Genomic DNA, 20,804 nt, shown 5'->3' on the forward strand with positions numbered 1-20,804 from the left:
CCCGCGGCCGTGCTGCAGGGCGGCGGGCCGCCGCTGGGCAGCTACCGGCAGGCGGCCGCGCGCGCCATGCCGGCGGTGGTCAACATCCTCACCAGCAAGGCAGTCAAGTCGCGTCACCCGCTGATGAAGGACCCGCTGTTCCGCAAGTTCTTCGGCGACCGCGCGCCGCGCGACGAGGAGCAGTCCAGCCTGGGCTCGGGCGTGATCGTCAGCCCGGACGGCTACATCCTGACCAACTACCACGTGGTGGAGGCCGCGGACGAGATCGATGTCCAGCTGGCGGACGGCCGCAAGGCCAGCGGCAAGATCGTGGGGACGGACCCCGAGACCGACCTGGCCGTGATCCGCATCGACCTGAAAGGCCTGCCGGTGATGGTGCTGGGCAAGACAGAGCTGGCCAAGGTCGGCGACGTGGTGCTGGCCATCGGCAACCCGTTCGGCGTCGGGCAGACCGTCACCATGGGCATTATCTCGGCCATGGGGCGCAACAACCTGCACATCAACGACTTCGAGGACTTCATCCAGACCGACGCGGCGATCAACTTCGGCAACTCGGGCGGGGCGCTGATCGACACCAGCGGCCACCTGCTGGGGATCAACGCGGCGATTTACTCGCAGTCGGGCGGCTCGGTGGGCATCGGCTTTGCCATTCCGGTGTCCACGGCGCGCACGGTGATGGAAGCGATCATCAAGACCGGCCAGGTGGAGCGCGGCTGGATCGGCATCGAGTCGCAGGACATCACACCCGAGATCGCGGACAGCTTCAACCTCAAACAGGAAAACGGCGCCATCATCGCCGGGGTGGTGCGCAACGGCCCGGCCGACAAGGCGGGCATGAAGCCGGGCGACATCCTGATCGCCGTGAATGGCCAGGCGGTGACGGACACCAACGTCATGCTGAACCTGATCGCCGCACTCAAGCCGGGCGGCAAGGCCAAGCTGACCGTGCTCCGCAAGAACAAGCAGTCGACCGTCGATGTGAACGTGGGGCGGCGCCCGCACGCGAAGTAGAAAGAGACCTATGCACCTGCGCGACCTTTCGCAATACCTGAAGGAACTCTCCGAAAACAACACCCGCCCCTGGTTCGTGATGAACAAGCCGCGCTACGACATCCTGCGCGAGGAGTTCCTGCAGGTGGTGACCGACGGGATCCGCGAGCTGGGCCAGACGGACAAGCTGGTGGCCGCCTGCAATCCGAAGAAAGCGATGTTCCGCATTAACCGCGACGTGCGCTTCTCGAACGACAAGAGCCCGTACAAGACGCGCTTCTCGGCGGGCATCGCGCCCAACGACCAGCGGCGGCCGACCCATGCAGGCGGGCCGACCTACTACTTCCACATCGAAAACGGCATGCTGCTGTACGGCGCGGGCGAGTACATTCCGCCGCCCAAGCGGCTCAAGGCGATCCGCGCACACGTGGTCAACGATGCGCCAGGCTTTGGCAAAATGCTCAAAAATAAGGCCCTGCGCACGACCTACGGCGACCTGCGCCACGACGAAGGCAAGCTCCAGCGTCCGCCCAAGGGCTTCGATCCCGAACACCCACTGGTGGAGTACCTCAAGCTCAAGAGCTTCTTCGTGTGGAACGAGGTCAAGCTGGACGTCACCAGGCCGGAGCGGCTGGTGCCGGACGTGGTGCGCGGCTTCCAGGACGCAGCGGCGCTGGTCAACTGGCTGCGCACCGTGCCCTGGACCCCGGACGAAGACGAGTAATCACAGGAGGAGTTTCATGGCTTTGCAACACGCGGCATCGGGCGAACGCATCGCACTCAGGCGCGGGGCGGATGATATCGCCAATTTCACGTCGGTCGCGCTGGCGAAAACGGAGCACATGGAACTGATCCGGCTGATGCTACCCAAGGGCAAGGATCTGCCGGAGCACTTTGTCGAGGGCGAGATTTCGCTGGTGTGCCTGGAAGGCGAGATGCTGGTCAAGGCCTACGGCAAGGACGTCGTGCTGCGGCCCAGCGAGATGATCTGGCTGGAAGGCCGCGTGCCGCATGCCGTGGTCGCCAACGAGGACAGCGTCGGGCTGCTGACTATCCTGCTCACGCATCCCGGCCCGTAATTTCCGCAGGCTGCCCGCACCGCCAGTCCGGAGCTGCGCTCCCCCGCGTGCGTCGCGTGGCCGCGCAGCGCAGCGCGGGTCTGCCTACTCGCCGCGCGGGTCGCGCGCCAGCAGCTGCGCGACCATGGTCTTCGGCGGCACGCCGTCGAACAGCACGCCTGCGACGGCGTTCGTGAGCGGCATGTCCACCGCGAGGCGCAGCGCCAGGTCGCGCACGGCCTTCGCGCACGGCACGCCTTCCGCCACGTGGCCGAGATCGGCCACGATCTGCTCCAGCGGCTTGCCCTCGGCCAGCCCCAGCCCGACGCGCCGGTTGCGTGACAGGTCCCCGGTACAGGTCAGGATCAAATCCCCCATCCCGGTCAGCCCCATGAAGGTGCTGGCCTGCCCGCCCAGCGCCGTGCCGAGCCGCGTGATCTCCGCCAGCCCGCGCGTGATCAGCGCCGCGCGCGCATTCAGCCCGAGGCCGAGCCCGTCCGCGCATCCGGTCGCGATCGCCATGATGTTCTTGACCGCGCCGCCGACTTCCACGCCCACCACGTCATCGCACGAATACACGCGCATGCCGTTGCCATGGACGATGGACACCACCATCTCGCGCAGCCACTTCGATTCCGCCGCCACGGTGAGCGCACACGGCAGCCCGCGCGCCACTTCCTGCGCGAACGACGGCCCGGACAGCACGCCCGCCGGCACCGCGCCGCCGAGCACCTCGCGCACCACCTGGTGCGGCAGCAGTCCGGTCTCGTATTCGAAGCCCTTGCACAGCCAGACCAGGTTGGGAATATCGCGCCCCTTGAGCCGCGCCAGCAGCGGCCGCATGCCGGCCACCGGCGTGCTGGCGATCAGCAGTCCGTCCTGCCCCACATGGGCCAGGGCCGCGTCGAAATCCGCCGTGACCTGCAAGCCGGCCGGGAACGGAAAACCCTTGAGGTAGTGCGTGTTCTCGCGCGCCTGCTGCATGTCCTGCACCGCGGCCGCGTCGCGCGCCCACAGCAGCACATCGTGGCGCTGGGCGAGCGCGATGGCCACCGCCGTGCCCCAGGCCCCGGCGCCGAGTATCGAAACTTTGGATTGAGCTTGCATGAGTGTTCAGATGCCCCAGACGTCCGAGGCCTTGATGTAGCCTGTGGTCCCGTCCTTGTGGCGGACCTTGACCCAGGTGGTGACCTGCGGGTCGACCAGCTCCAGGATCACGCCCTTGTCGGCCAACATCACCACGGGCCCGGCCTCGTCGGCCGTCGCATGCACCGCGGCCTTGGGATTGCGCACCACCACGCTGCGGCGCGCGCTCAGGTTGCGCGCTTCGGTCCAGGCCAGGTCGCCATTGAAGTCGCGCACCTTGACCCACTCGCCATAGCTGATCACCACCTCGACCGGCATGCCGCGCGGCGCCACATACAGCTTGTTGCCCTTGAGCGAAGGGGCGTCGTACAGCACGATGGGCGTGTTGCCGACGGACTTGAAGTCGAACGCGCTGCTGGCCGCCGAGGCGAGCAGAAGAACGCCTGCCGCGAGAAGTCGATGGAGTGTCATGGCCGGACCTGGAACGGAACGGAATGGCAGCGAGGAAGAGCCGCCGAAGCGGCAGCGGGGCCAGGACGGCCCCGCTGACTGCCGGTACAAATGCGTACTGGTACTAACGCGAACGAATTACTGCACTGCCGGAGCGGCGCCAGCGGCCGCCTGGGCCATCGCGGCACGGCGCTGCTGGTAGAAGGCTTCGAAGTTGATCTCGGCCAGGTGCACCGGCGGGAAGCCCGCGCGGGTGATCATGTCGGCGATGTTGGCGCGCAGGTACGGGTACACGACGTTCGGGCAGCCGATGCCCAGCAGCGGATCCATCTGGTCGGCCGGGATGTTGCGCACTTCGAAAATGCCAGCCTGTTTGCCTTCGACCAGGAACGCCACCTTGTCTTTCACCTTGGCGGTGATGGTGATGGTCACGGTCGCTTCGTAGATGCTCTCGGCGATGTTTTCCGCGCCCACGTCCAGCGACACCTCCACGGACGGCGTTTCCGCTTCCAGGAAGATGGCCGGGGAGTTCGGTTGTTCCAGCGACATGTCTTTCAGGTAGACGCGTTGGATTTGGAATACGGGTTGCTGGTTTTCGTCAGACATGGAACGCTTTCGTCAAAAAATTTAGGAGGCCAAGATAAAGGCGGGCACCCGCAGGCGCCCCTCTCAACCGGCTTATTGTAGCAAAACCAACTCGGAACGAGCACAAATTCGGCGGGGGCCCGCAGGCCCGCGCGCCCGGCCCTGTCAGGCGCCGTTCAGCAGCGGGTCCAGCTTGCCCTGCTGGTCGAGTGCGTACATGTCGTCGAAGCCGCCGACATGGGTCTCACCGATGAAGATCTGCGGTACGGTGCGGCGGCCGGTGCGTTCCATCATTGCCACGCGCTGGTCCGGCTCCAGGTCCACGCGGATCTTGTTGATGTTGGTAACGCCCTTGGCTTCCAGCAGGCGCTCGGCGCGCACGCAGTACGGGCACATGGCGGTGTGATAGAGGGTCACGGGTGCGGTCATGGCTGTTTCCTTTCCTTATTTCGCGACGGGCAGGCCGGCCGTCTGCCAGGCTGCCATGCCGCCGTCCAGGGTCGTCACGTCGGTGAACCCGGCCGCCTTGAGCTGATTGGCGGCCTTGCCGGCCCGCGCCCCGCTCTGGCAGACCAGCACCACGGTCTTGCCCTTCGATTTGTCCAGTTCCCCGATGCGCGAGCCCAGCTCGGCCAGGGGGATGTTTTTCGCTTCGCGCAGGTGCCCTTTGGCAAACTCTTCAGCAGTGCGCACATCCAAGATGAGGGTCTTCCCCCGGTTTATCAACTGGGTCACCTCGACGGACGAGGAACGGCGGCCGCCGCCGGCGCGCACGGACGGCAGCAGCAGCGCGCCCCCCGAAACGACGGCGATCACGACGAGGAAAATATGGTCAAGTAGAAATTTCACGCGGGTTCCAATGGTTCTGGCAATCCGTGCATTATAAAATACAAGCCGTTTTGCTTCGCTGCCCGCGATTCCTTCGCCCACTTTCCACATTCAAAGCTATGTACAAGATCGTCTTCATGCGCCACGGTGAGTCCACCTGGAACCTCGAAAACCGCTTTACCGGCTGGACCGACGTCGACCTGACGGACAAAGGCATCGCCGAAGCGCGCTCGGCCGGCCAGGTGCTCAAGGCCGAGGGCTATACCTTCGACCTGGCCTACACCTCGGTGCTCAAGCGCGCGATCCGCACCCTGTGGCTGGCCATGGACGAGATGGACATGATGTGGCTGCCCGTGAAGAACGACTGGCGCCTGAACGAGCGCCATTACGGCGCGCTGCAGGGCCTGGACAAGGCGGAAACTGCCGCCAAGTTCGGCGACGAGCAGGTGCTGGTCTGGCGCCGCAGCTACGACACCCCGCCGCCGGCGCTGGAAGCGTCCGACGAGCGCGCCTCGTTCAACGACCCGCGCTATGCGGGCCTGGCCAAGGAACAGATCCCGCTGACCGAGTGCCTGAAGGACACTGTGGCCCGCGTGATGCCCGCGTGGGACGAAGAGATCGCTCCGGCCATCCGCGCTGGCAAGAAGATCCTGATCTCGGCCCACGGCAACAGCCTGCGTGCCCTGATCAAGATGCTGGACGGGATTTCGGACGCGGACATCGTCGGCCTGAACATCCCCAATGGCCAGCCGCTGGTGTATGAGCTGGACGCCGACCTGAAGCCGATCCGCCACTACTACCTGGGCGACCAGGAAGCCATCGCCAAGGCCATGGCGGCCGTGGCCAACCAGGGCAAGGCCAAGCAGGCTTGAGCTGGATGAGCTTTTTTCGGGCGGGTCATGCCGCCCAGGTGGTGACACGGGCGGCCCTGGCGGCTGCCCTGTGCCTGGCCGTGGGCAGCGCGCCCGCGGCCCCCAAGCAGACCGCGCGGAGCAAGCAGAAAGCCACTGCGGAAGCCGCGCGCGCGGGCATCCAGCAGAAGCTCGCCAACCTCAAGAAGGAAATCAGCCGCACCGAGGCGCAGAAGGAAGACGTCGCCGACCAGCTGGCCGAGTCCGAAGAGGCGATCTCCGACGCCAATCGCGAGCTGCGCGACCTGGCCGAGGAGCAGGACCAGACCAACCGCAAGCTCACCGACCTCGACGCTCAGCGCACCGCGCTGCAGGAAACCATTGACGCCCAGAAGAAGCAGATCGCCAAACTGCTCAAGGAGCACTACGTCGCCGGTAACGAGGACCGCATCAAGCTGCTGCTCTCTGGCGACAACCCCAACCGCATCAACCGCGACCTGCAAATGATGGCCTACGTCTCGCAGGCCCAGGCCAAGCTGCTGGAATCGCTGCGCCAGAACCTGGCCTCTATCGAGACCAACCAGCAGGCCACGCAGAATGCCAAGGACGAGCTGGAAGAAATCGCGGACGAACAACGCCAGCAGAAGGCTACGCTGGAAAAGGAAAAGGCCAAGCGCGCCGAGCTGCTGGCCGGGCTCTCGAAAAAGCTGCAAACCCAGCGCAAGGACCTGACCAGCCTGCAGCGTGACGAGGAACGCCTTGGCAAGCTGGTGGACAACTTGGCCAAGATCATCCGCGAACAGCAGATCGCCGCCGCCGCCGCCGCGAAAAAGCGGCAGGAAGAGGCCGCCGCGCGCGCCGCCGCCAAGGCCAAGGCACAGGCCGAGCGCGAGCGCATCGCCAAGCTGAATGCCGCCAATGCGGCCAAGAATGGCAAGGCGTCCACGCCCTTCAAGGTGACCGACCCGATCGACGATGACGAGCCGCCGAAACCGGCCGTCGCTGCGGCACCTGCCGCGCCGGAACCGGCCGAGGAAGTCGTGCTGGCCCCGCCGCCGCCCGATGGTTCCTTCGACAAGCTGAAAGGACAGATGGTCCGCCCGGTCGCCGGTCAAGTGGTGGCCCGCTTCGGCAGCAAGCGTGGAGGCGAGGGGGTGACCTGGAAGGGCGTTTTCATCCGCGCCAGTGAAGGCGCGGACGTGCGCGTGGTCGCTCCGGGCCGCATCGTGTTCTCCGGCTGGATGCGCGGTTTCGGCAACCTGGTGGTGGTCGACCACGGCAACGACTACATGAGCGTGTACGGCTACAACCAGTCGCTGCTCAAGCACGTGGGCGACGCGGTCAAGGGTGGCGATGCCATCGCCACGGCCGGCAGCACGGGCGGCAACGAGGAAACGGGACTATACTTTGAGATACGGCGGCTGGGCCGCCCGATCGATCCCGCGCAATGGGTCAAGTTCTGAACGATCGTTATCACCGCGCCCCGCGCATCGGGGACATAAGGCAGCGTACAACATGAAATTCAAAAGTCTTGGCCTGGTCGGCGTCGGCATGGTGGCCGGCGTCGCGATCTCGCTGCAGTTCTCGGCTTTCGCCCAGCGCACCGGTTCACCCCTGCCGCTGGACGAACTGCGCCAGCTGGCCGACGTCTACGGCATCATCAAGACCGACTACGTCGAGCCGGTGCAGGACAAGAAGCTGCTGGAAGACGCCATCAGCGGCATGGTGTCCTCGCTCGACCCGCACTCCGTCTACCTGGACAAGGAGGCCTACCGGGAGCTGAAGGAAAACGTGGCCGGCAAGTTCGTCGGCCTCGGGATCGAGGTCGCGGCCGAAGACGGCTACGTCAAGATCGTCTCCCCGATCGAGGATTCGCCCGCCTACCGCGCCGGCGTCAAGGCCGGGGACCTGATCACCCGCATCGACAGCACCCCGATCAAGGGCATGTCGCTGGACGACGCCATCAAGCGCATGCGCGGCGAGCCGGGCACCAAGGTCACCCTGACCATCGCGCGCAAGGGCGAGGACAAGCCGTGGGTCACCACGCTGGCACGCGAAGAGATCCACGTGCAGAGCGTGAAGGCCAAGTTCGTGGAGCCGGGCTACGCGTGGGTGCGCATCACCCAGTTCCAGGAGCAGACCGTCGAGGACATGGCGAAGAAAGTGCAGGACCTGTACGCCCAGAACCCGGCCATCAAAGGCCTGGTGCTGGACCTGCGCAACGACCCGGGCGGCCTGCTGCCGGGCGCGATCGGCGTCTCCGCCGCCTTCATCCCCAAGGACGAGCCAGTAGTCTCCACGCGCGGCCAGCTGGCAGACCAGAACCAGGTCTTCTACGCCCGCAAGGAGTTCTACGTGGGCCGCTCCGGCGGCGACCCGCTGGCCAAGATCCCGGCGCAACTGAAGACCGTGCCGATGGTGGTGCTGGTGAACACCGGCTCCGCCTCCGCGTCCGAAATCGTCGCGGGCGCGCTGCAGGACTACAAGCGCGCCATCATCATGGGCTCGCAGACCTTCGGCAAAGGCTCGGTGCAGACCCTGCGCCCGCTCGGCCCGGACACCGCGGTCAAGCTGACCACCGCGCGCTACTACACGCCGAAGAACCGCTCCATCCAGGCGCGCGGCATCGTGCCGGACCTGATGGTGGACGAAACGCCGGATGGCGATGGCCTGAACGCCCTGCGCGTGCGCGAGGTGGACCTGGACAAGCACTTGTCCAACGTCGTCACGCCGGAAACTGCGAAGGCCAAGCGCGACGAGCTGGAAGAATCCCAGCTGGCCAAGGCCGTCGAGCGCGCACGCAAGCCGATTGAATTCGGCAGCAAGGACGACTTCCAGCTGGCGCAGGCGCTCAATCACTTCAAGGGCCTGCCGGTGCAGCTGTCCAAGGCCGAGCCGCGCCCCGCCCAGCCAGAGCCCGACCCGAAGGCCAAGCCGGACACCAAGCCCGCCGAGATCAAGGCTCCGGCCAAGAAGTGACCGCCCGGTGAACGCTCAGTGAACGACCAGCAGCTGCTGCGCTACTCCCGCCACATCCTGCTCGACGAGATCGGCATCGAAGGGCAGGAGAAGCTGCTGGCGGCGCGCGCGCTGGTGATCGGCGCCGGGGGCCTCGGTTCCCCGGCCGCGCTGTACCTCGCCTCGGCGGGCATCGGCCACATCATGCTGGTCGATGACGACATCGTCGACCTGACCAACCTGCAGCGCCAGATCGCCCACACCACCGCGCGCATCGGTATGCCCAAGGTGGCCTCGGCCCGCATCGCGCTGCATGAGCTGAACCCGGACATCACCGTCACCACCCTGCAGGAGCGCGCGGAAGGCGAACGTTTGCTGGCGCTGGTGCGCAGCGCGACCGTGGTGCTCGACTGTACCGACAATTTCGCGACCCGCCACGCCATCAACCGCGCCTGCTTCACGGCCGGGGTGCCGCTGGTCTCCGGCGCCGCAATCCGCTTCGACGCCCAGGTCAGCGTGTTCGATCCGCGCAACGCAGCCTCGCCGTGCTACGCCTGCCTGTTCCCCGAAACCCAGCAGTTCGAGGAAGTCGCCTGCAGCACCATGGGCGTGTTTGCGCCGCTGGTCGGCATCATTGGCGCCATGCAGGCGGCCGAGGCGCTCAAGCTGGTCGCGGGCATCAAGCCGTCGCTCGCCGGACGCCTCCTGATGCTCGACGGCCGCAGCATGGAATGGACGGAGCTGAAGGTGGCTCGCCAGGCCGCGTGCCCGGCCTGCCACGCACGTCCGCACTAAGCCGAATCTAAGCCCGGCCGCGTTATACTGCGGTATTGATTGGCTAACTTTGTACACACACCATGCAAAAGACCCTCCAGCGCCGCCAGCGCGGCTTCACGCTCATCGAAATCATGGTGGTGGTCGTCATCATCGGCATTTTGGGTGCGCTGGTGGTGCCCAAGCTGCTGGGGCGGACCGGCGAGGCGCGCGTGACCGCCGCCAAGGCCGACATCGCGAGCCTGAGCCAGGCGCTCAAGCTGTACAAGCTCGATAACCAGCGCTACCCGACCACGGAGCAGGGCCTGCAGGCGCTGGTCGCCAAGCCCACCACCGGCCCGGCCGCGAATGGCTGGAAGGCCGGCGGCTACCTCGAAAAGCTGCCCAAGGACCCGTGGGGCAACGCCTACCAGTACCTGGCGCCCGGCATCCACGGTGAAGTGGACATCTTCTCGCTCGGCGCGGACGGCCAGCCCGGCGGCACCGGCGAAGACGCCGACGTCGGCAACTGGGAGTAAGGCATCATGCCAGCCGCCCGCGGCTTCACCCTGGTGGAGCTGCTGGTCGTGATGGTCATCATCGGGATCACGCTCGGCCTGGTGACCGTGAACGCCCTGCCCAGCCAACGCCAGGACTTGCAGAACGAAGCCCAGCGCCTGGCCTTGCTGATGCAGCTGGCGCGCGACGAAGCCATCGTCCGCAACGCGCCGATGGCCTTCGAGGCCGAGGGTGGCCGCTACCGCTTCCTGGTGCGCGGCGAGACCCGCTGGGAGCAGGTGCAGGGCGACGACCTGCTGCGCGAGCGCGCCTTCAAGCACACGCCGGTGGCGCTGTCCGTGCAGCCGGCGGGCGTGGCCGGCATGGGCAACGGCCTGCGCATCGTGTTCGGCCGCGAGCCGGTCGACAAACCCTTCGTCCTGACCCTGGCCGATGGCGACAACATGGTCGCCATCCACGCCGACGGGGTCGGCCACTTCAACGTCGAGTAAGCATGCGACCACTGCGCGCCCAACGCGGCTTCACCCTGCTGGAAGTGCTGGTGGCGCTGGTCATCGTCGCGACCGCGCTCGGCGCGTCGATTCGCGCGGTCGGCTCGCTGACCTCCAACAGCGCGGGGCTGCGCGCGGGGATGATGGCCACCTGGTCGGCCGAGAACCGGCTGGTGCAGGTGCGCCTCAATCACGAGTTCCCCGGTGTCGGCAAGCGCAGCTTCGCCTGCCCGCAGGGCGACCTGCACTTGGTGTGCGAGGAGGAGGTGCTGTCCTCGCCCAACCCGCGGCTGCGGCGGATCGAAGTGTCGGTGTTCGAGGCCGAAGCGCCCGAGCGCCGCATCATCAAACTGGTCCAGCTGGTGATGCAGGAATGAAGACGATCAACACAAGCCGGGGCTTTACGCTCATCGAGCTGCTGGTTGCCATCGGCATCCTGGCGATGGTGGCGGTGCTGGGCTGGCGCGGGCTGGATGGGATCGTGCGCACGCGCGCGGCGTTGACGGCGCAGATGGAGACGACGCGCGGCATGCAGCTCGCCTTTGCCCAGATGCAGAGCGACTGCGAGCACCTGGTGGCCGCCGAGGACCTGCGCGGCCGCCCTTATCTTGTCGCCGACGCCACCCGCATGGTGCTGGTGCGGCGCGTGCTCAACGAGTTCGAACCATCGCGGCTGCAGGTGGTGACTTACCGCGTGGTCAACGGCGTGCTGACGCGCAGCGAGTCGCAGTCCACGCGCGACCTGGTGCAGCTGGACGTGTTCTGGAAGGCCGCGGTGGCCGAAGGGCAGGGCGACCCGGGCATTCCGCTGCAGGCGGGCGTCAATGGCATGATGGTGCAGGTGTTCGAATCCGGCGCCTGGCACCCGGCTACCGCGCCCACAGCGGGGGCGGCGCAGATGCTGCAGAACGCACCGGACGGACTGCAGGTCGCACTGCAGGTGCAGGGCCTGGAGAATCCGATGTCCAAGGTCTTCCTGCTGAGGGCCGTGTGATGCGCGCATTCGCCTCTCGCCAACCCCTGCGGAAGCGCCAGCGCGGCGTGGCCGTGGTCACGGCGCTGCTGCTCACCACCCTGGCCGTCACCATCGTCACCAGCCTGTTTTGGCAGCAGCAGGTGCAAATCCGCTCCATGGAAAACCAGCGCATGCATTTGCAGACCCGCTGGATCCTGCGCGGGGCGCTGGATTGGGCGCGGCTGGTGCTGCGCACGGACCTGCAGACCAGCCACGGAACGACCACGCTCGACGCGGTCTGGAACACGCCGCTGGCCGAGACGCGGCTGGACCAGTACATCGAGCGGGAACGCGTCCAGGGCGAACACTTCGATGCGACAATTTCGGGGAAGATTATTGACGCCACGTCGCGCTACAATCTCAGGAATTTGGCGAATGGCGGCAGTATCGATCCGAACCAGCTGAAGTTGTACGAGCGGCTGCTCACCAACCTGCAGCTTGACCCGGCGCTGGCCAAGCGCACCGCGCAGGCGGTGGCGGCGGGGCAGCCATTGGAAGTGGGCGAGCAGCCACCGGCCGGGCAACCGGGAGGGCAGCAAGGCGGGCAGCAACAGCCACCGCCGCAGCCGGTGGCGCGCAACAACAGCAGCAGCCAGCCGATCGAGTTCACCACGCTGAACGATCTGCTGACGGTGGAAGGATACACGCCGCAAATCGTGGAAAAGCTGCGCGATTTCGTGGTCGTGCTGCCCGGCGCGACCAAGGTGAATGTGAACACCGCGCCGCCGGAGGTGCTGGGAGCGGTGATGGAGGCCGGCACCGGCGAGGGTACGGCCATGGCGGCCGCGCGCAAGACGGCGTATTTCATGAATGAGGCAGACTTCAAGTCGAAGGTGAACGCAATGACCGGCAGGACGCTGAACTTCGAGACTTTCGACGTCAAGAGCGAGTGGTTCCTGGTCACCAGCCGGGTGAAACTCGACCGCGCCGCGCTGAATGCCGAGTCTCTCATCAACCGGAAAAGCAACGGTGCGACCCGCTTGGTCGAAATCCGACAGAACTGAAACGACCGCCAGGCACACTATGGAAGCACGGAAAAATACGGAAAGCGAGATTCCTTGACCACACTTTTCATCCGCCCCCCGGCCAAGGCCGACAGCGAGAGCGGCCAGGTGCAGTTCGCGCTGGTCGCCGATGGCGGCGGCGTGGCGCAGCAGGGCGCCGGCGCGCTCACCGGACTGCGCGACCTGGTCGCCGCGTGCCGCCGCGTGGTGTTGCTGCTGGCCGCCTCCGACGTCACGCTGCTGACCGTGAAGGTGCCCCCGTTGCCAGCCGCCAAGCTCCGCGCCGCGCTGCCGGGACTGGTTGAGGACCAGGTTTTGTCCGACCCTGCCGACTGCGTGCTGGTGGCTGCGCCGCCGCTGGCCGCCGACGGCACCCGCACCATCGCCGTGGCGCAGCGCGCCTGGCTGGAAGCGATCGTGCGTGCGCTGCTGGAGATGGGCGCGCGCAGCGTGGGCGCCACCCCGCTGCAGCTGTGCCTCCCGTTGGCGCCGGGCGGCGCCAGCGCGCTCGTGGAGTCGCATGAATTGACCCTGCGCACCGGAGTGTACGAGGGCCTCGGCATCGCCATGGCGGACGTGCCGATGATGGCCCTGCAGACCGCGCGCACGCTGGCCGGCGAGGCGCCGCTGACCGTGTTCGCCCCGGCCGCGCTGGTCGAAGAACTGAGCGCCATGGCCGTCAATTTCTCGGTCCCCACCACAGTGCAGGCCGAGAGCTGGGAGCACCTGATCGCGGGCGCCCGCAGCACGGCGTTCGACCTGGTGCCGGCGCTCGGCGCGGCCGGAGCCCGCCAGCGCGACTGGCAGCGCTGGAAGTGGCCGGTGCGCATCGCCATCGCCGTGGTGGTGGTCAACCTGTTTGGCCTGAACGTGGAGTGGCTGCGCATGAAGCGCGAGGCCGACGCGATCCGCCAGTCGATGACGCAGACCTTCAAGTCCGTCTACCCGAACCAGGCCATCCTCGACCCGGTGGCGCAGATGAAACGTAACGTGGACACCGCGCGCGCCAACAGCGGGCAGGTGAGCCCCAGCGAATTCGCGTACCTGGCCGCGAGCCTGGGCGAGGCGGTGCGTGGCCTGGGCCGCAAGCCGCAGCTGGCCACCATGGAATACCGCGATGGCGCGCTGCTGGTGAAGGCGCAGCCGGGCAGCTACGATCCGGCCGCGGTGGCGCAAATGAACGGCATGCTCGCGGGCCGCGGGCTGGCGCTGGTCGACAATGCCGGAACCTGGGAAGTGCGCAGCGCAGGAGGCCGCAAATGACGGGGGATAGCCTGTTCAGCCACTTGAAAGAGGGCGTGCTGGTGTACTGGAACGCGCGCACGGAGCAGGAGCGCAAGTTCCTCACCGTGGGTGGCGCGGTGGTGGCGCTGGCGGTTCTCTACTCGCTCTTCATCGGCCCCGCCGTGGATGGCCGCGCCGCGCTGCGCAAGCAATTGCCGCAGCTGCGCCAGCAGGCCGCCCAGCTGCAGGGCATGGCCGCGGAAGCCGCCGAACTGGCACGCCAGCCGGTGCCGCAGGTAACGCCGATGTCGCGCGACAGCCTGACGGCCAGCATGACCACGCGCGGCCTGAAGGCGGAGTCCATCATCCTGACCGGTGAATTCGCCAAGATCCAGTTCAAGGGTATGCCGTTCGCGGCCATCGTCACGTGGCTCGATGCGCAGCGCCGCGAGGCGCGCGTGATGGTGCAGGACGTGAACCTGGTCGCCGCGGGCGATGCGGGCCAGGTCGACGGCACGCTGACCTTGCGCCAGAACGCGGGAGGCGGCCAATGAAGCGCGCCGCCCTCTGGATCGTTGCACTCGCGGTGGTGGTCGCGCTGACGCTGTTTGCGTTCCTGCCCGCGTCCTGGCTCGGTCCCATCGTGGAAAAGCAGACCGGCGGCCGCCTGACCCTGGGCGACCCGCAAGGCACGCTGTGGCACGGCTCCGCCTTCGTCGGCGGCGCGGCCGGGCCGGACGGCGCGGTCACCCCGCTGCTGCCGGGCCGCTTCAGCTGGACCCTGTCGCCGATGGTGCTGGTGGGCCGCGTGAACATGGAGCTCGATAATCCCGATGCGCTGATGCTGCCGGTGACCGTCACCGGCTCCTGGTCGCAGTGGCAGGTCAGCCCCGGCACCCTCAAGTTGCCCGCCGATGCGCTGGCGGGCCTGGGCGCACCGCTCAACACCATCGCGCCGTCCGGCCAGATGCGGCTCACCTGGACCGCGCTGCAGCTGGAGCGCGCGGTGAATACCGTGGCCGTCAGCGGCCACACCACGCTCGACATGCAGGACATGAGTTCGCGCATGTCGCCCATCAAGCCGCTGGGCAGCTACCAGATGGCGATGGACTGGCATGGCCGCGACGCCCAGATGGTGCTGTCCACGCTCAAGGGCGCGCTGGTCCTGTCCGGGAACGGCGCGCTGACCAATGGCCGCTTCAGTTTCTCCGGCCAGGCCACCGCGGGCGCCGGGTATGAAAACACGATGGGCAACCTCCTGAACCTGCTGGGCCAGCACCAAGTGGTGAACGGCAAAAACATAATCGCGTTAGAGTTCAAATGATGACTAAAACTATCCCAGCCACGACTCTCCGACGCCTGAAGAGCCTCAGCGCCGCCGCCCTGCTGTGCTGCGCCGCCGCCGGTCCCGCCGTGCTGCCCGTGCTCGCGCACGCGCAGGAAACCGCGGCCCTCAACTTCGTCGGCGCCGACATGGAATCGGTGATCAAGGCGGTCGGCCATTACACCGGCGTTACCTTCATCATCGACCCGCGCGTCAAGGGCACGCTGACGCTGACTTCCGAAAAATCGCTGACCAAGTCGCAGGCCTTCGCGCTGCTGACCTCTGCGCTGCGCCTGCAGGGCTACGCGGTGGTGACCGGCGACGGCTACGCCAAGGTGGTGCCGGAAGCGGACGCCAAGCTGCAAAGCTCCCCGACCGCGGTCGGCGTGGGCAAGACCCGGGTGCAGGGCGACCAGATCGCGACCCAGGTCTACCACCTGCAGTTCGAATCGGCGGCCACGCTGGTGGCGGTGCTGCGGCCCCTGATCTCGCCGAACAATTCGATCTCCGCCGACCCGGTCAACAATGCGCTGGTGATTACCGACTACGCGGACAACCTGCGCCGCCTGTCAAAGATCATCGCGGCCCTCGACGCGCCGCTGGGTGCGGACCTGGATGTGATCCCGATCCGCAACGCGGTGGCGAGCGACATCGCGACCATGGTCAACCGGCTGATGGAGCCGAGCGGGCAGGAAGCAGCAACTGGCCGCGTGTCCGTGGTGGCCGATCCGCGCACCAACTCCGTGATCCTGAAGGCGCCCTCCGCGGCCCGTGCCGGGCTGGCGCGCGCGCTGATCCGCAAGCTCGATGCCGAGACCTCGCAGGCCGGCAACGTGCACGTGGTCTACCTGAAGAACGCCGATGCCACCCGCCTGGCGCAGACGCTGCGCGCGGTGGTGTCCGGCGACTCCTCGCAGGTCCCGGCGCAGCAGACCGGGACCCAGGGCGGCAGTGTAGGCAGCATGAGCGGCAGCACCAGCGGCACCAACACTTCGCAGGGCGGAGCGCAGGGTGGTCTGGGCGGAGGCGGCTCGCAGCAGGCCACCACGCTGGGGCAGCAGAACGCCCAGATGACAGGCAGCGGCGCCGGTGGTGCGGCGGGCTTCATCCAGGCCGACGCGTCGACCAACACCCTGATCATCACGGCCAGCGATTCGGTCTACCGCAACCTGCGCGGCGTGATCGACATGCTGGACGTGCGCCGTGCGCAGGTCTACATCGAGTCGCTGGTGGTCGAGGTGTCCTCCAACAAGGCCGCCGAATTCGGCGTGCAGTGGCTGGGCCTGTCGGGTGACGACAACAGCAAGTATCGCGTCGGCACCCTGCAGAACTACGACATCAGCGGCGGCAATTCGCTGGCGCAGATCGTGGGCGCCAAGACTCCTCCGGTCGGTTTTTCGATCGGCATCCTGAAAAACATCAACGGTGAGCTGGGCCTGGGCGCGATCGCGCACATGCTGGAGCAGGATGGCAATGCCAACATCCTGTCCACGCCGAACATCGTCACGCTGGATAACGAGCTGGCCACCATCAAGGTGGGCCAGAACGTGCCGATCATCAGCGGCACCTTCACCACCTCGGTGAGCGGCGGGTCGAACGGCAATCCGTTCCAGACCATCGACCGGCGCGACGTCGGCCTGACCATGAAGATCCGTCCGCAGATCTCGGAAGGCGGCACCATCAAGATGGCGATCTATCACGAGACCTCGTCGGTGGACAAGACCACCCTGGCCAATCCGGCCGGCGTGACGACCAATGTGCGCGTCATCGAGAACAACGTCATCGCGGACAACGGCCAGATATTCGTGCTCGGTGGCCTCATCGAAGACAACGAAGGCGACGGCGAACAGAAGGTGCGCGGCCTGGGCGACATCCCGATCCTGGGGAACCTCTTCAAGTACCGTACGCGCAATCGCGTGAAGACCAACCTGATGGTGTTCCTGCGCCCTGTGATCATGCGCAGCAAGGAGGAAAGCAGCTCGATCGCGGTGGACCGCTACCAGTACATGCGCGCCACCGGCGCTGCTTACCAGCCGAAGAACGACACCGTCCTGATGCCGAACCTGGGCGCACCCGTGCTGCCGGAACTAAGGGAAGGCCAGCCTGCTGCAGGCAGCGGCATGGTCCCGCTCCCGGCGCCGGTGCCGCCGCCGAGCGTCCCGTCGCCCGGCGCTGCCCCGGCCATGCAGAAGTGATGCGGAAGAGAGCGGACCGCTTATGAATACGCTGCTTCCCTTCGCCTTTGCGCGCGACTATGGCGTGCTGGCGCATTCCAACGGCGAGCCGGGCGAGGCGGTCGAGGTGTGGGTTTCGCGCGCGACCGCGCCGGCGGCCATCGCCGAGGTGTCGCGCCGCTTCGGACGCATCACGCTCAAATCGATGGAACGCACCGAGCTGGAAGACGCCATCGCGGCGGCCTACGCCGGCTCGGGCGGCAACGCGTCTGCCGTGGCCGACGAATTCGAGGCGGAGCTGGACCTCACCAAGCTGCTGCAGGACGTCCCGGCCATCGAGGACCTGCTGGAGTCGTCCGACGACGCGCCGGTGATCCGCATGATCAACGCACTGCTCACGCAGGCGCTGCGCGAAGGCGCGTCCGACATCCACATCGAACCCTTCGAACAGACTTCCGTGGTGCGCTTCCGCATCGACGGCGCGCTGCGCGACATCGTGCGCCCGCGCAAGGCCATCCATGCCTCGCTGATCTCGCGCATCAAGATCATGGCGCAGCTGGACATCGCCGAGAAGCGCCTGCCGCAGGACGGCCGCATCACGCTGCGCATCGGCGGCAAGCCGGTGGACGTGCGCGTCTCCACGCTGCCGACCGGCCACGGGGAGCGCGCCGTGCTGCGTCTCCTGGACAAGGAGGCTGGGCGCCTGGACCTGCAGCACCTGGGCATGAGCGACAGCCTGCTGCCGCAGTTCGACCACCTGATCAACCAGCCGCACGGCATCGTTCTGGTGACGGGGCCAACCGGCTCCGGCAAGACCACCACCCTGTACGCGGCCCTGTCGCGCGTGAACGCGACTACCACCAACATCCTCACCGTCGAGGATCCGATCGAGTATGACCTGATCGGCGTCGGCCAGACGCAGGTGAACGCGCGCATCGACATGACCTTTGCGAAGGCCCTGCGCGCGATCCTGCGCCAGGACCCGGACGTGATCATGATCGGCGAGATCCGCGACCTGGAGACCGCGCAGATCGCGGTGCAGGCCTCGCTCACCGGCCACCTGGTGCTGGCGACCCTGCACACCAACGACGCCGCATCGGCCGTCACGCGCCTGCTGGACATGGGCATCGAGCCGTTCCTGCTGTCGTCCTCCCTGCTCGGGGTGCTGGCCCAGCGCCTGGTGCGCAAGCTGTGCAACGTGTGCAAGGTGGAAGAGGCGCCAGGCCGCTGGCGCGCGGTGGGCTGCGACAAGTGCGGCTTCACCGGCTACCAGGGCCGCGTGGGCGTGTACGAACTCCTGCAGACCACGGACCAGATCCGCGCCCAGATCCACGACCGCACTTCGGAAGCGCAGATCCGCGAGACCGCGCTGGCGTCGGGCATGCAGACCATGCGCCAGGACGGCGAACGCTGGCTGCGCGAAGGCGTGACCACCGAGGCCGAACTGCTGCGGGTGACAAAGGACTAGGATGCCAGCGTTCCGCTACGAAGCCGTCGATGCTGGCGGCGCCACACGCAAGGGCGTTGTCAACGCGGACAGTCCGCGCGCTGCCCGTGCCGACCTGCGCGCCCAGGGCCTGACGCCGATCACGGTCGATGCCATCAGCGCCCAGGTCAGCGCCGCCGGCGAGACGGCGCGCCGCGGCGGCTTTGGCGAGCGCCTGTCGCAGGTGGAGCTGGCCCTGTTCACGCGCCAGCTGGCGTCCCTGCTCGAAGCCGGGCTGCCGCTGGAGCAGGCCTTCACCGCGCTGATGGACCAGGCCGAGCGTACCTATGTGCGCGACCTGGTGGCCTCGATCCGTTCGGAAGTGATGGGCGGTTCTTCGTTCTCGGACGCGCTGGCGCGGCATCCGCGTGACTTCGACGAGATCTACCGCGCGCTGGTGGCCTCCGGTGAGCAGATTGGCCAGATGGAGCGCGTGCTGGCGCGGCTGGCGGACTACAACGAACGCCGCATCGCGCTGGTGCAGAAGGTGCGGCTGGCCTTCCTGTACCCGGCCATCGTGACCTGCGTGGCGTTTGCGATCGTGATCTTCCTGCTCACCTACGTGGTGCCGCAGATCGTGTCTGTGTTCGCGAATACGAAGCAGAAGCTGCCCGTGCTGACGGTGGTGATGCTGGGGATCTCCAACTTCACGCGCGCCTACGGCATCTACGTGGCGGTGCTGCTGATCGGCGCCTTTACGGCGTGGCGGCGCGCGCTGCGCAATCCGGCGCTCAAGCTGCGCTTCCATTCCTGGCTGCTGACGGCGCCGTTCTACGGGCGCTTCGAGCGCAGCATGAACACGGCGCGTTTTGCGTCCACGCTGGCCATTACCACTGGCTCGGGCGTCCCGATCCTGCGCGCGCTCGACACCAGCCGGGACACGCTGTCCAACGTTGCCATGAAAGGCCTGGTGGAGCAGGCCACGGCCAGCGTGCGTGAAGGCGCGAGCCTGGCGCGGGCGCTGTCAGCGCAGAAGTACTTCCCGCCGATGCTGGTGCACATGATCCGCGCGGGCGAGATCACGGGCGAGCTGCCCGCCATGCTGGAACGCGCCGCAGCCTCGCAGCAGGCGGACCTGGAGCGCCGCGCGCTCACGATGGCCGGGCTGCTGGAGCCGGTGCTCATCCTCGGCATGGGTATCGTGGTGCTCCTGATCGTGCTGGCGGTGCTCATGCCGATCATCGAAATCAATCAGCTGGTTCGATAAGAAACTGGAACAAAAGATGAACCGTTTGCCCCTCGTGTCCACCATCCTCGCCGTGCTGCTGCTGGCCGCGTCGATCGCCTACTGGGCGCTGCAGCTGTACCAGCCGCCCCAGCGTCCGATCGCCGCGCCGCCGCCGCCGGTGGTGCTGGAGCCGGCCGTCGATGCGGCGGCCACCCTGTTCGGCGGACAGCAGGCGGCGGTGGAGGTGTCGAACTATGCGCTGACCGGGGTGGTGTCGGCGGGACGCGACAGCGTGGCGATCGTGGTCGCAGAGGGCAAGCCGCCGGTTGCCATCAAGCTGGGGCGCGAGATCGTGCCGGGCGTGGTGGTGCAGGAGGTGCATCCGCGCTACGTGATGATTTCGGAAGGTGGCGTCGCCAAGCGCGTGGACCTGCCGCAGGAGGTCAAGCCCGCGGCCACGCTGGCCGCGCCGGTGGCGGGCCTCGCCGGGGCGGCGGCGAACGGAAACATGTCCGAACCGGTGCAGACGTCGGCGACGCCTGCCCCGCCCCCACAGCCGATGCAAATGCCCGCGCCGACCCGCTCGACCGGCCAGGCACCCGTGGAGCCACCGCAGCCTCCGCAGCAGTGAGCGGCCGCGCCGCTTTCCCGTCGCCCAGGGATGATCGCGGGCGTCCACATATGATGGCCCTGCCCATGAACCACCTCCGCACCTGCATCGTCATGGCCGCGCTGTGCGCGTCGGCCTTCCTGAGGCCCGCCTGCGCGCAGGCCGCGCCAGACAGCGCGCCAGCACCCGCTTCCGCTGGCCGCCCGCCGGCTGCGGTGGCGGCCAGCGAG

24 protein-coding genes are annotated in these 20,804 nt (G+C 67.2%); 19 read left to right on the forward strand and 5 right to left on the reverse strand.

Annotated features, from left to right (window positions below):
* From E4L96_RS08230 to E4L96_RS08240, 3 genes are all read left to right on the forward strand, one after another.
* A partial coding sequence (locus E4L96_RS08230; RefSeq protein WP_135206733.1) for a Do family serine endopeptidase occupies window positions 1-1,011 on the forward strand: 1,011 nt, incomplete at its 5' end.
* Between the two features lie 10 nt (window positions 1,012-1,021).
* Window positions 1,022-1,714, forward strand: coding sequence for a DUF2461 domain-containing protein (locus E4L96_RS08235; protein ID WP_135206734.1), 693 nt, complete (start codon window positions 1,022-1,024; stop codon window positions 1,712-1,714).
* A 16-nt stretch (window positions 1,715-1,730) separates the two neighbouring features.
* A complete protein-coding gene (locus E4L96_RS08240) occupies window positions 1,731-2,069 on the forward strand; it encodes a cupin domain-containing protein (RefSeq protein ID WP_135206735.1) in 339 nt (112 codons plus the stop codon).
* An 84-nt stretch (window positions 2,070-2,153) separates the two neighbouring features.
* Here E4L96_RS08240 and E4L96_RS08245 read toward each other — a convergent pair whose 3' ends face one another.
* From E4L96_RS08245 to E4L96_RS08265, 5 genes are all read right to left on the reverse strand, one after another.
* Window positions 2,154-3,155: an NAD(P)H-dependent glycerol-3-phosphate dehydrogenase gene (locus tag E4L96_RS08245; RefSeq protein WP_135206736.1), complete on the reverse strand. Its 1,002-nt coding sequence runs from the start codon at window positions 3,153-3,155 to the stop codon at window positions 2,154-2,156.
* Between the two features lie 6 nt (window positions 3,156-3,161).
* Window positions 3,162-3,605, reverse strand: a complete 444-nt coding sequence (locus E4L96_RS08250; protein WP_135206737.1) for an SH3 domain-containing protein — start codon at window positions 3,603-3,605, stop codon at window positions 3,162-3,164.
* A gap of 117 nt (window positions 3,606-3,722) precedes the next feature.
* Entirely contained in the window at window positions 3,723-4,190 is a 468-nt protein-coding gene (gene secB, locus E4L96_RS08255) for a protein-export chaperone SecB (RefSeq protein ID WP_135206738.1), read from the reverse strand.
* 144 nt (window positions 4,191-4,334) lie between these two features.
* Window positions 4,335-4,598 carry a glutaredoxin 3 gene (gene grxC, locus E4L96_RS08260; RefSeq protein ID WP_135206739.1) on the reverse strand — a complete coding sequence of 88 codons (264 nt, stop codon included), beginning with the start codon at window positions 4,596-4,598 and terminating at the stop codon, window positions 4,335-4,337.
* 15 nt (window positions 4,599-4,613) lie between these two features.
* A complete protein-coding gene (locus tag E4L96_RS08265) occupies window positions 4,614-5,018 on the reverse strand; it encodes a rhodanese-like domain-containing protein (RefSeq protein WP_135206756.1) in 405 nt (134 codons plus the stop codon).
* A gap of 98 nt (window positions 5,019-5,116) precedes the next feature.
* Here E4L96_RS08265 and gpmA point away from each other — a divergent pair, with 98 nt between their 5' ends.
* From gpmA to E4L96_RS08345, 16 genes are all read left to right on the forward strand, one after another.
* Window positions 5,117-5,869 (forward strand): 2,3-diphosphoglycerate-dependent phosphoglycerate mutase, encoded by a 753-nt coding sequence (gene gpmA, locus E4L96_RS08270; protein WP_135206740.1) that lies wholly within the window; start codon window positions 5,117-5,119, stop codon window positions 5,867-5,869.
* 5 nt (window positions 5,870-5,874) lie between these two features.
* A complete protein-coding gene (locus tag E4L96_RS08275; protein ID WP_135206741.1) occupies window positions 5,875-7,311 on the forward strand; it encodes a murein hydrolase activator EnvC family protein in 1,437 nt (478 codons plus the stop codon).
* Window positions 7,312-7,363: 52 nt separating this feature from the next.
* On the forward strand, window positions 7,364-8,827 hold the full coding sequence (locus tag E4L96_RS08280; RefSeq protein ID WP_135206742.1) for a S41 family peptidase: 1,464 nt from the start codon (window positions 7,364-7,366) through the stop codon (window positions 8,825-8,827).
* A gap of 18 nt (window positions 8,828-8,845) precedes the next feature.
* Complete coding sequence (locus E4L96_RS08285) at window positions 8,846-9,601, forward strand: HesA/MoeB/ThiF family protein (protein WP_135206743.1); 756 nt, start codon at window positions 8,846-8,848, stop codon at window positions 9,599-9,601.
* Window positions 9,602-9,663: 62 nt separating this feature from the next.
* Window positions 9,664-10,098 (forward strand): type II secretion system major pseudopilin GspG, encoded by a 435-nt coding sequence (gspG, locus tag E4L96_RS08290; RefSeq protein WP_135206744.1) that lies wholly within the window; start codon window positions 9,664-9,666, stop codon window positions 10,096-10,098.
* 6 nt (window positions 10,099-10,104) lie between these two features.
* Window positions 10,105-10,569, forward strand: a complete 465-nt coding sequence (locus E4L96_RS08295; RefSeq protein ID WP_135206745.1) for a GspH/FimT family pseudopilin — start codon at window positions 10,105-10,107, stop codon at window positions 10,567-10,569.
* A gap of 2 nt (window positions 10,570-10,571) precedes the next feature.
* The gene (gene gspI, locus E4L96_RS08300; RefSeq protein ID WP_135206746.1) at window positions 10,572-10,946 is read left to right on the forward strand and encodes a type II secretion system minor pseudopilin GspI; all 375 of its coding nucleotides are present in this window, start codon (window positions 10,572-10,574) and stop codon (window positions 10,944-10,946) included.
* Window positions 10,943-11,563: a PulJ/GspJ family protein gene (locus tag E4L96_RS08305; RefSeq protein ID WP_135206747.1), complete on the forward strand. Its 621-nt coding sequence runs from the start codon at window positions 10,943-10,945 to the stop codon at window positions 11,561-11,563. The genes gspI and E4L96_RS08305 overlap by 4 nt, the downstream gene beginning before the upstream one ends.
* Window positions 11,563-12,588 (forward strand): type II secretion system minor pseudopilin GspK, encoded by a 1,026-nt coding sequence (gspK, locus tag E4L96_RS08310; RefSeq protein ID WP_135206748.1) that lies wholly within the window; start codon window positions 11,563-11,565, stop codon window positions 12,586-12,588. The genes E4L96_RS08305 and gspK overlap by 1 nt, the downstream gene beginning before the upstream one ends.
* Before the next feature lie 54 nt (window positions 12,589-12,642).
* Window positions 12,643-13,851 carry a type II secretion system protein GspL gene (gene gspL, locus E4L96_RS08315; protein WP_135206749.1) on the forward strand — a complete coding sequence of 403 codons (1,209 nt, stop codon included), beginning with the start codon at window positions 12,643-12,645 and terminating at the stop codon, window positions 13,849-13,851.
* Window positions 13,848-14,366 carry a type II secretion system protein M gene (locus E4L96_RS08320; protein ID WP_135206750.1) on the forward strand — a complete coding sequence of 173 codons (519 nt, stop codon included), beginning with the start codon at window positions 13,848-13,850 and terminating at the stop codon, window positions 14,364-14,366. The genes gspL and E4L96_RS08320 overlap by 4 nt, the downstream gene beginning before the upstream one ends.
* On the forward strand, window positions 14,363-15,136 hold the full coding sequence (gene gspN, locus E4L96_RS08325) for a type II secretion system protein N (RefSeq protein WP_135206751.1): 774 nt from the start codon (window positions 14,363-14,365) through the stop codon (window positions 15,134-15,136). Before E4L96_RS08320 ends, gspN begins: the two co-directional genes overlap by 4 nt.
* A complete protein-coding gene (gene gspD / locus E4L96_RS08330; RefSeq protein WP_135206752.1) occupies window positions 15,133-17,331 on the forward strand; it encodes a type II secretion system secretin GspD in 2,199 nt (732 codons plus the stop codon). The genes gspN and gspD overlap by 4 nt, the downstream gene beginning before the upstream one ends.
* Before the next feature lie 22 nt (window positions 17,332-17,353).
* Window positions 17,354-18,778 (forward strand): type II secretion system ATPase GspE, encoded by a 1,425-nt coding sequence (gene gspE, locus E4L96_RS08335; protein WP_135206753.1) that lies wholly within the window; start codon window positions 17,354-17,356, stop codon window positions 18,776-18,778.
* A 1-nt stretch (window position 18,779) separates the two neighbouring features.
* Entirely contained in the window at window positions 18,780-20,003 is a 1,224-nt protein-coding gene (gene gspF, locus E4L96_RS08340; RefSeq protein WP_135206754.1) for a type II secretion system inner membrane protein GspF, read from the forward strand.
* Between the two features lie 16 nt (window positions 20,004-20,019).
* Window positions 20,020-20,595, forward strand: a complete 576-nt coding sequence (locus tag E4L96_RS08345) for a hypothetical protein (RefSeq protein ID WP_135206755.1) — start codon at window positions 20,020-20,022, stop codon at window positions 20,593-20,595.
* Window positions 20,596-20,804: the final 209 nt, after the last annotated feature.

Source organism: Zemynaea arenosa (genome assembly GCF_004614185.1).
Taxonomy (GTDB): Bacteria; Pseudomonadota; Gammaproteobacteria; order Burkholderiales; family Burkholderiaceae_D; genus Telluria; species Telluria arenosa.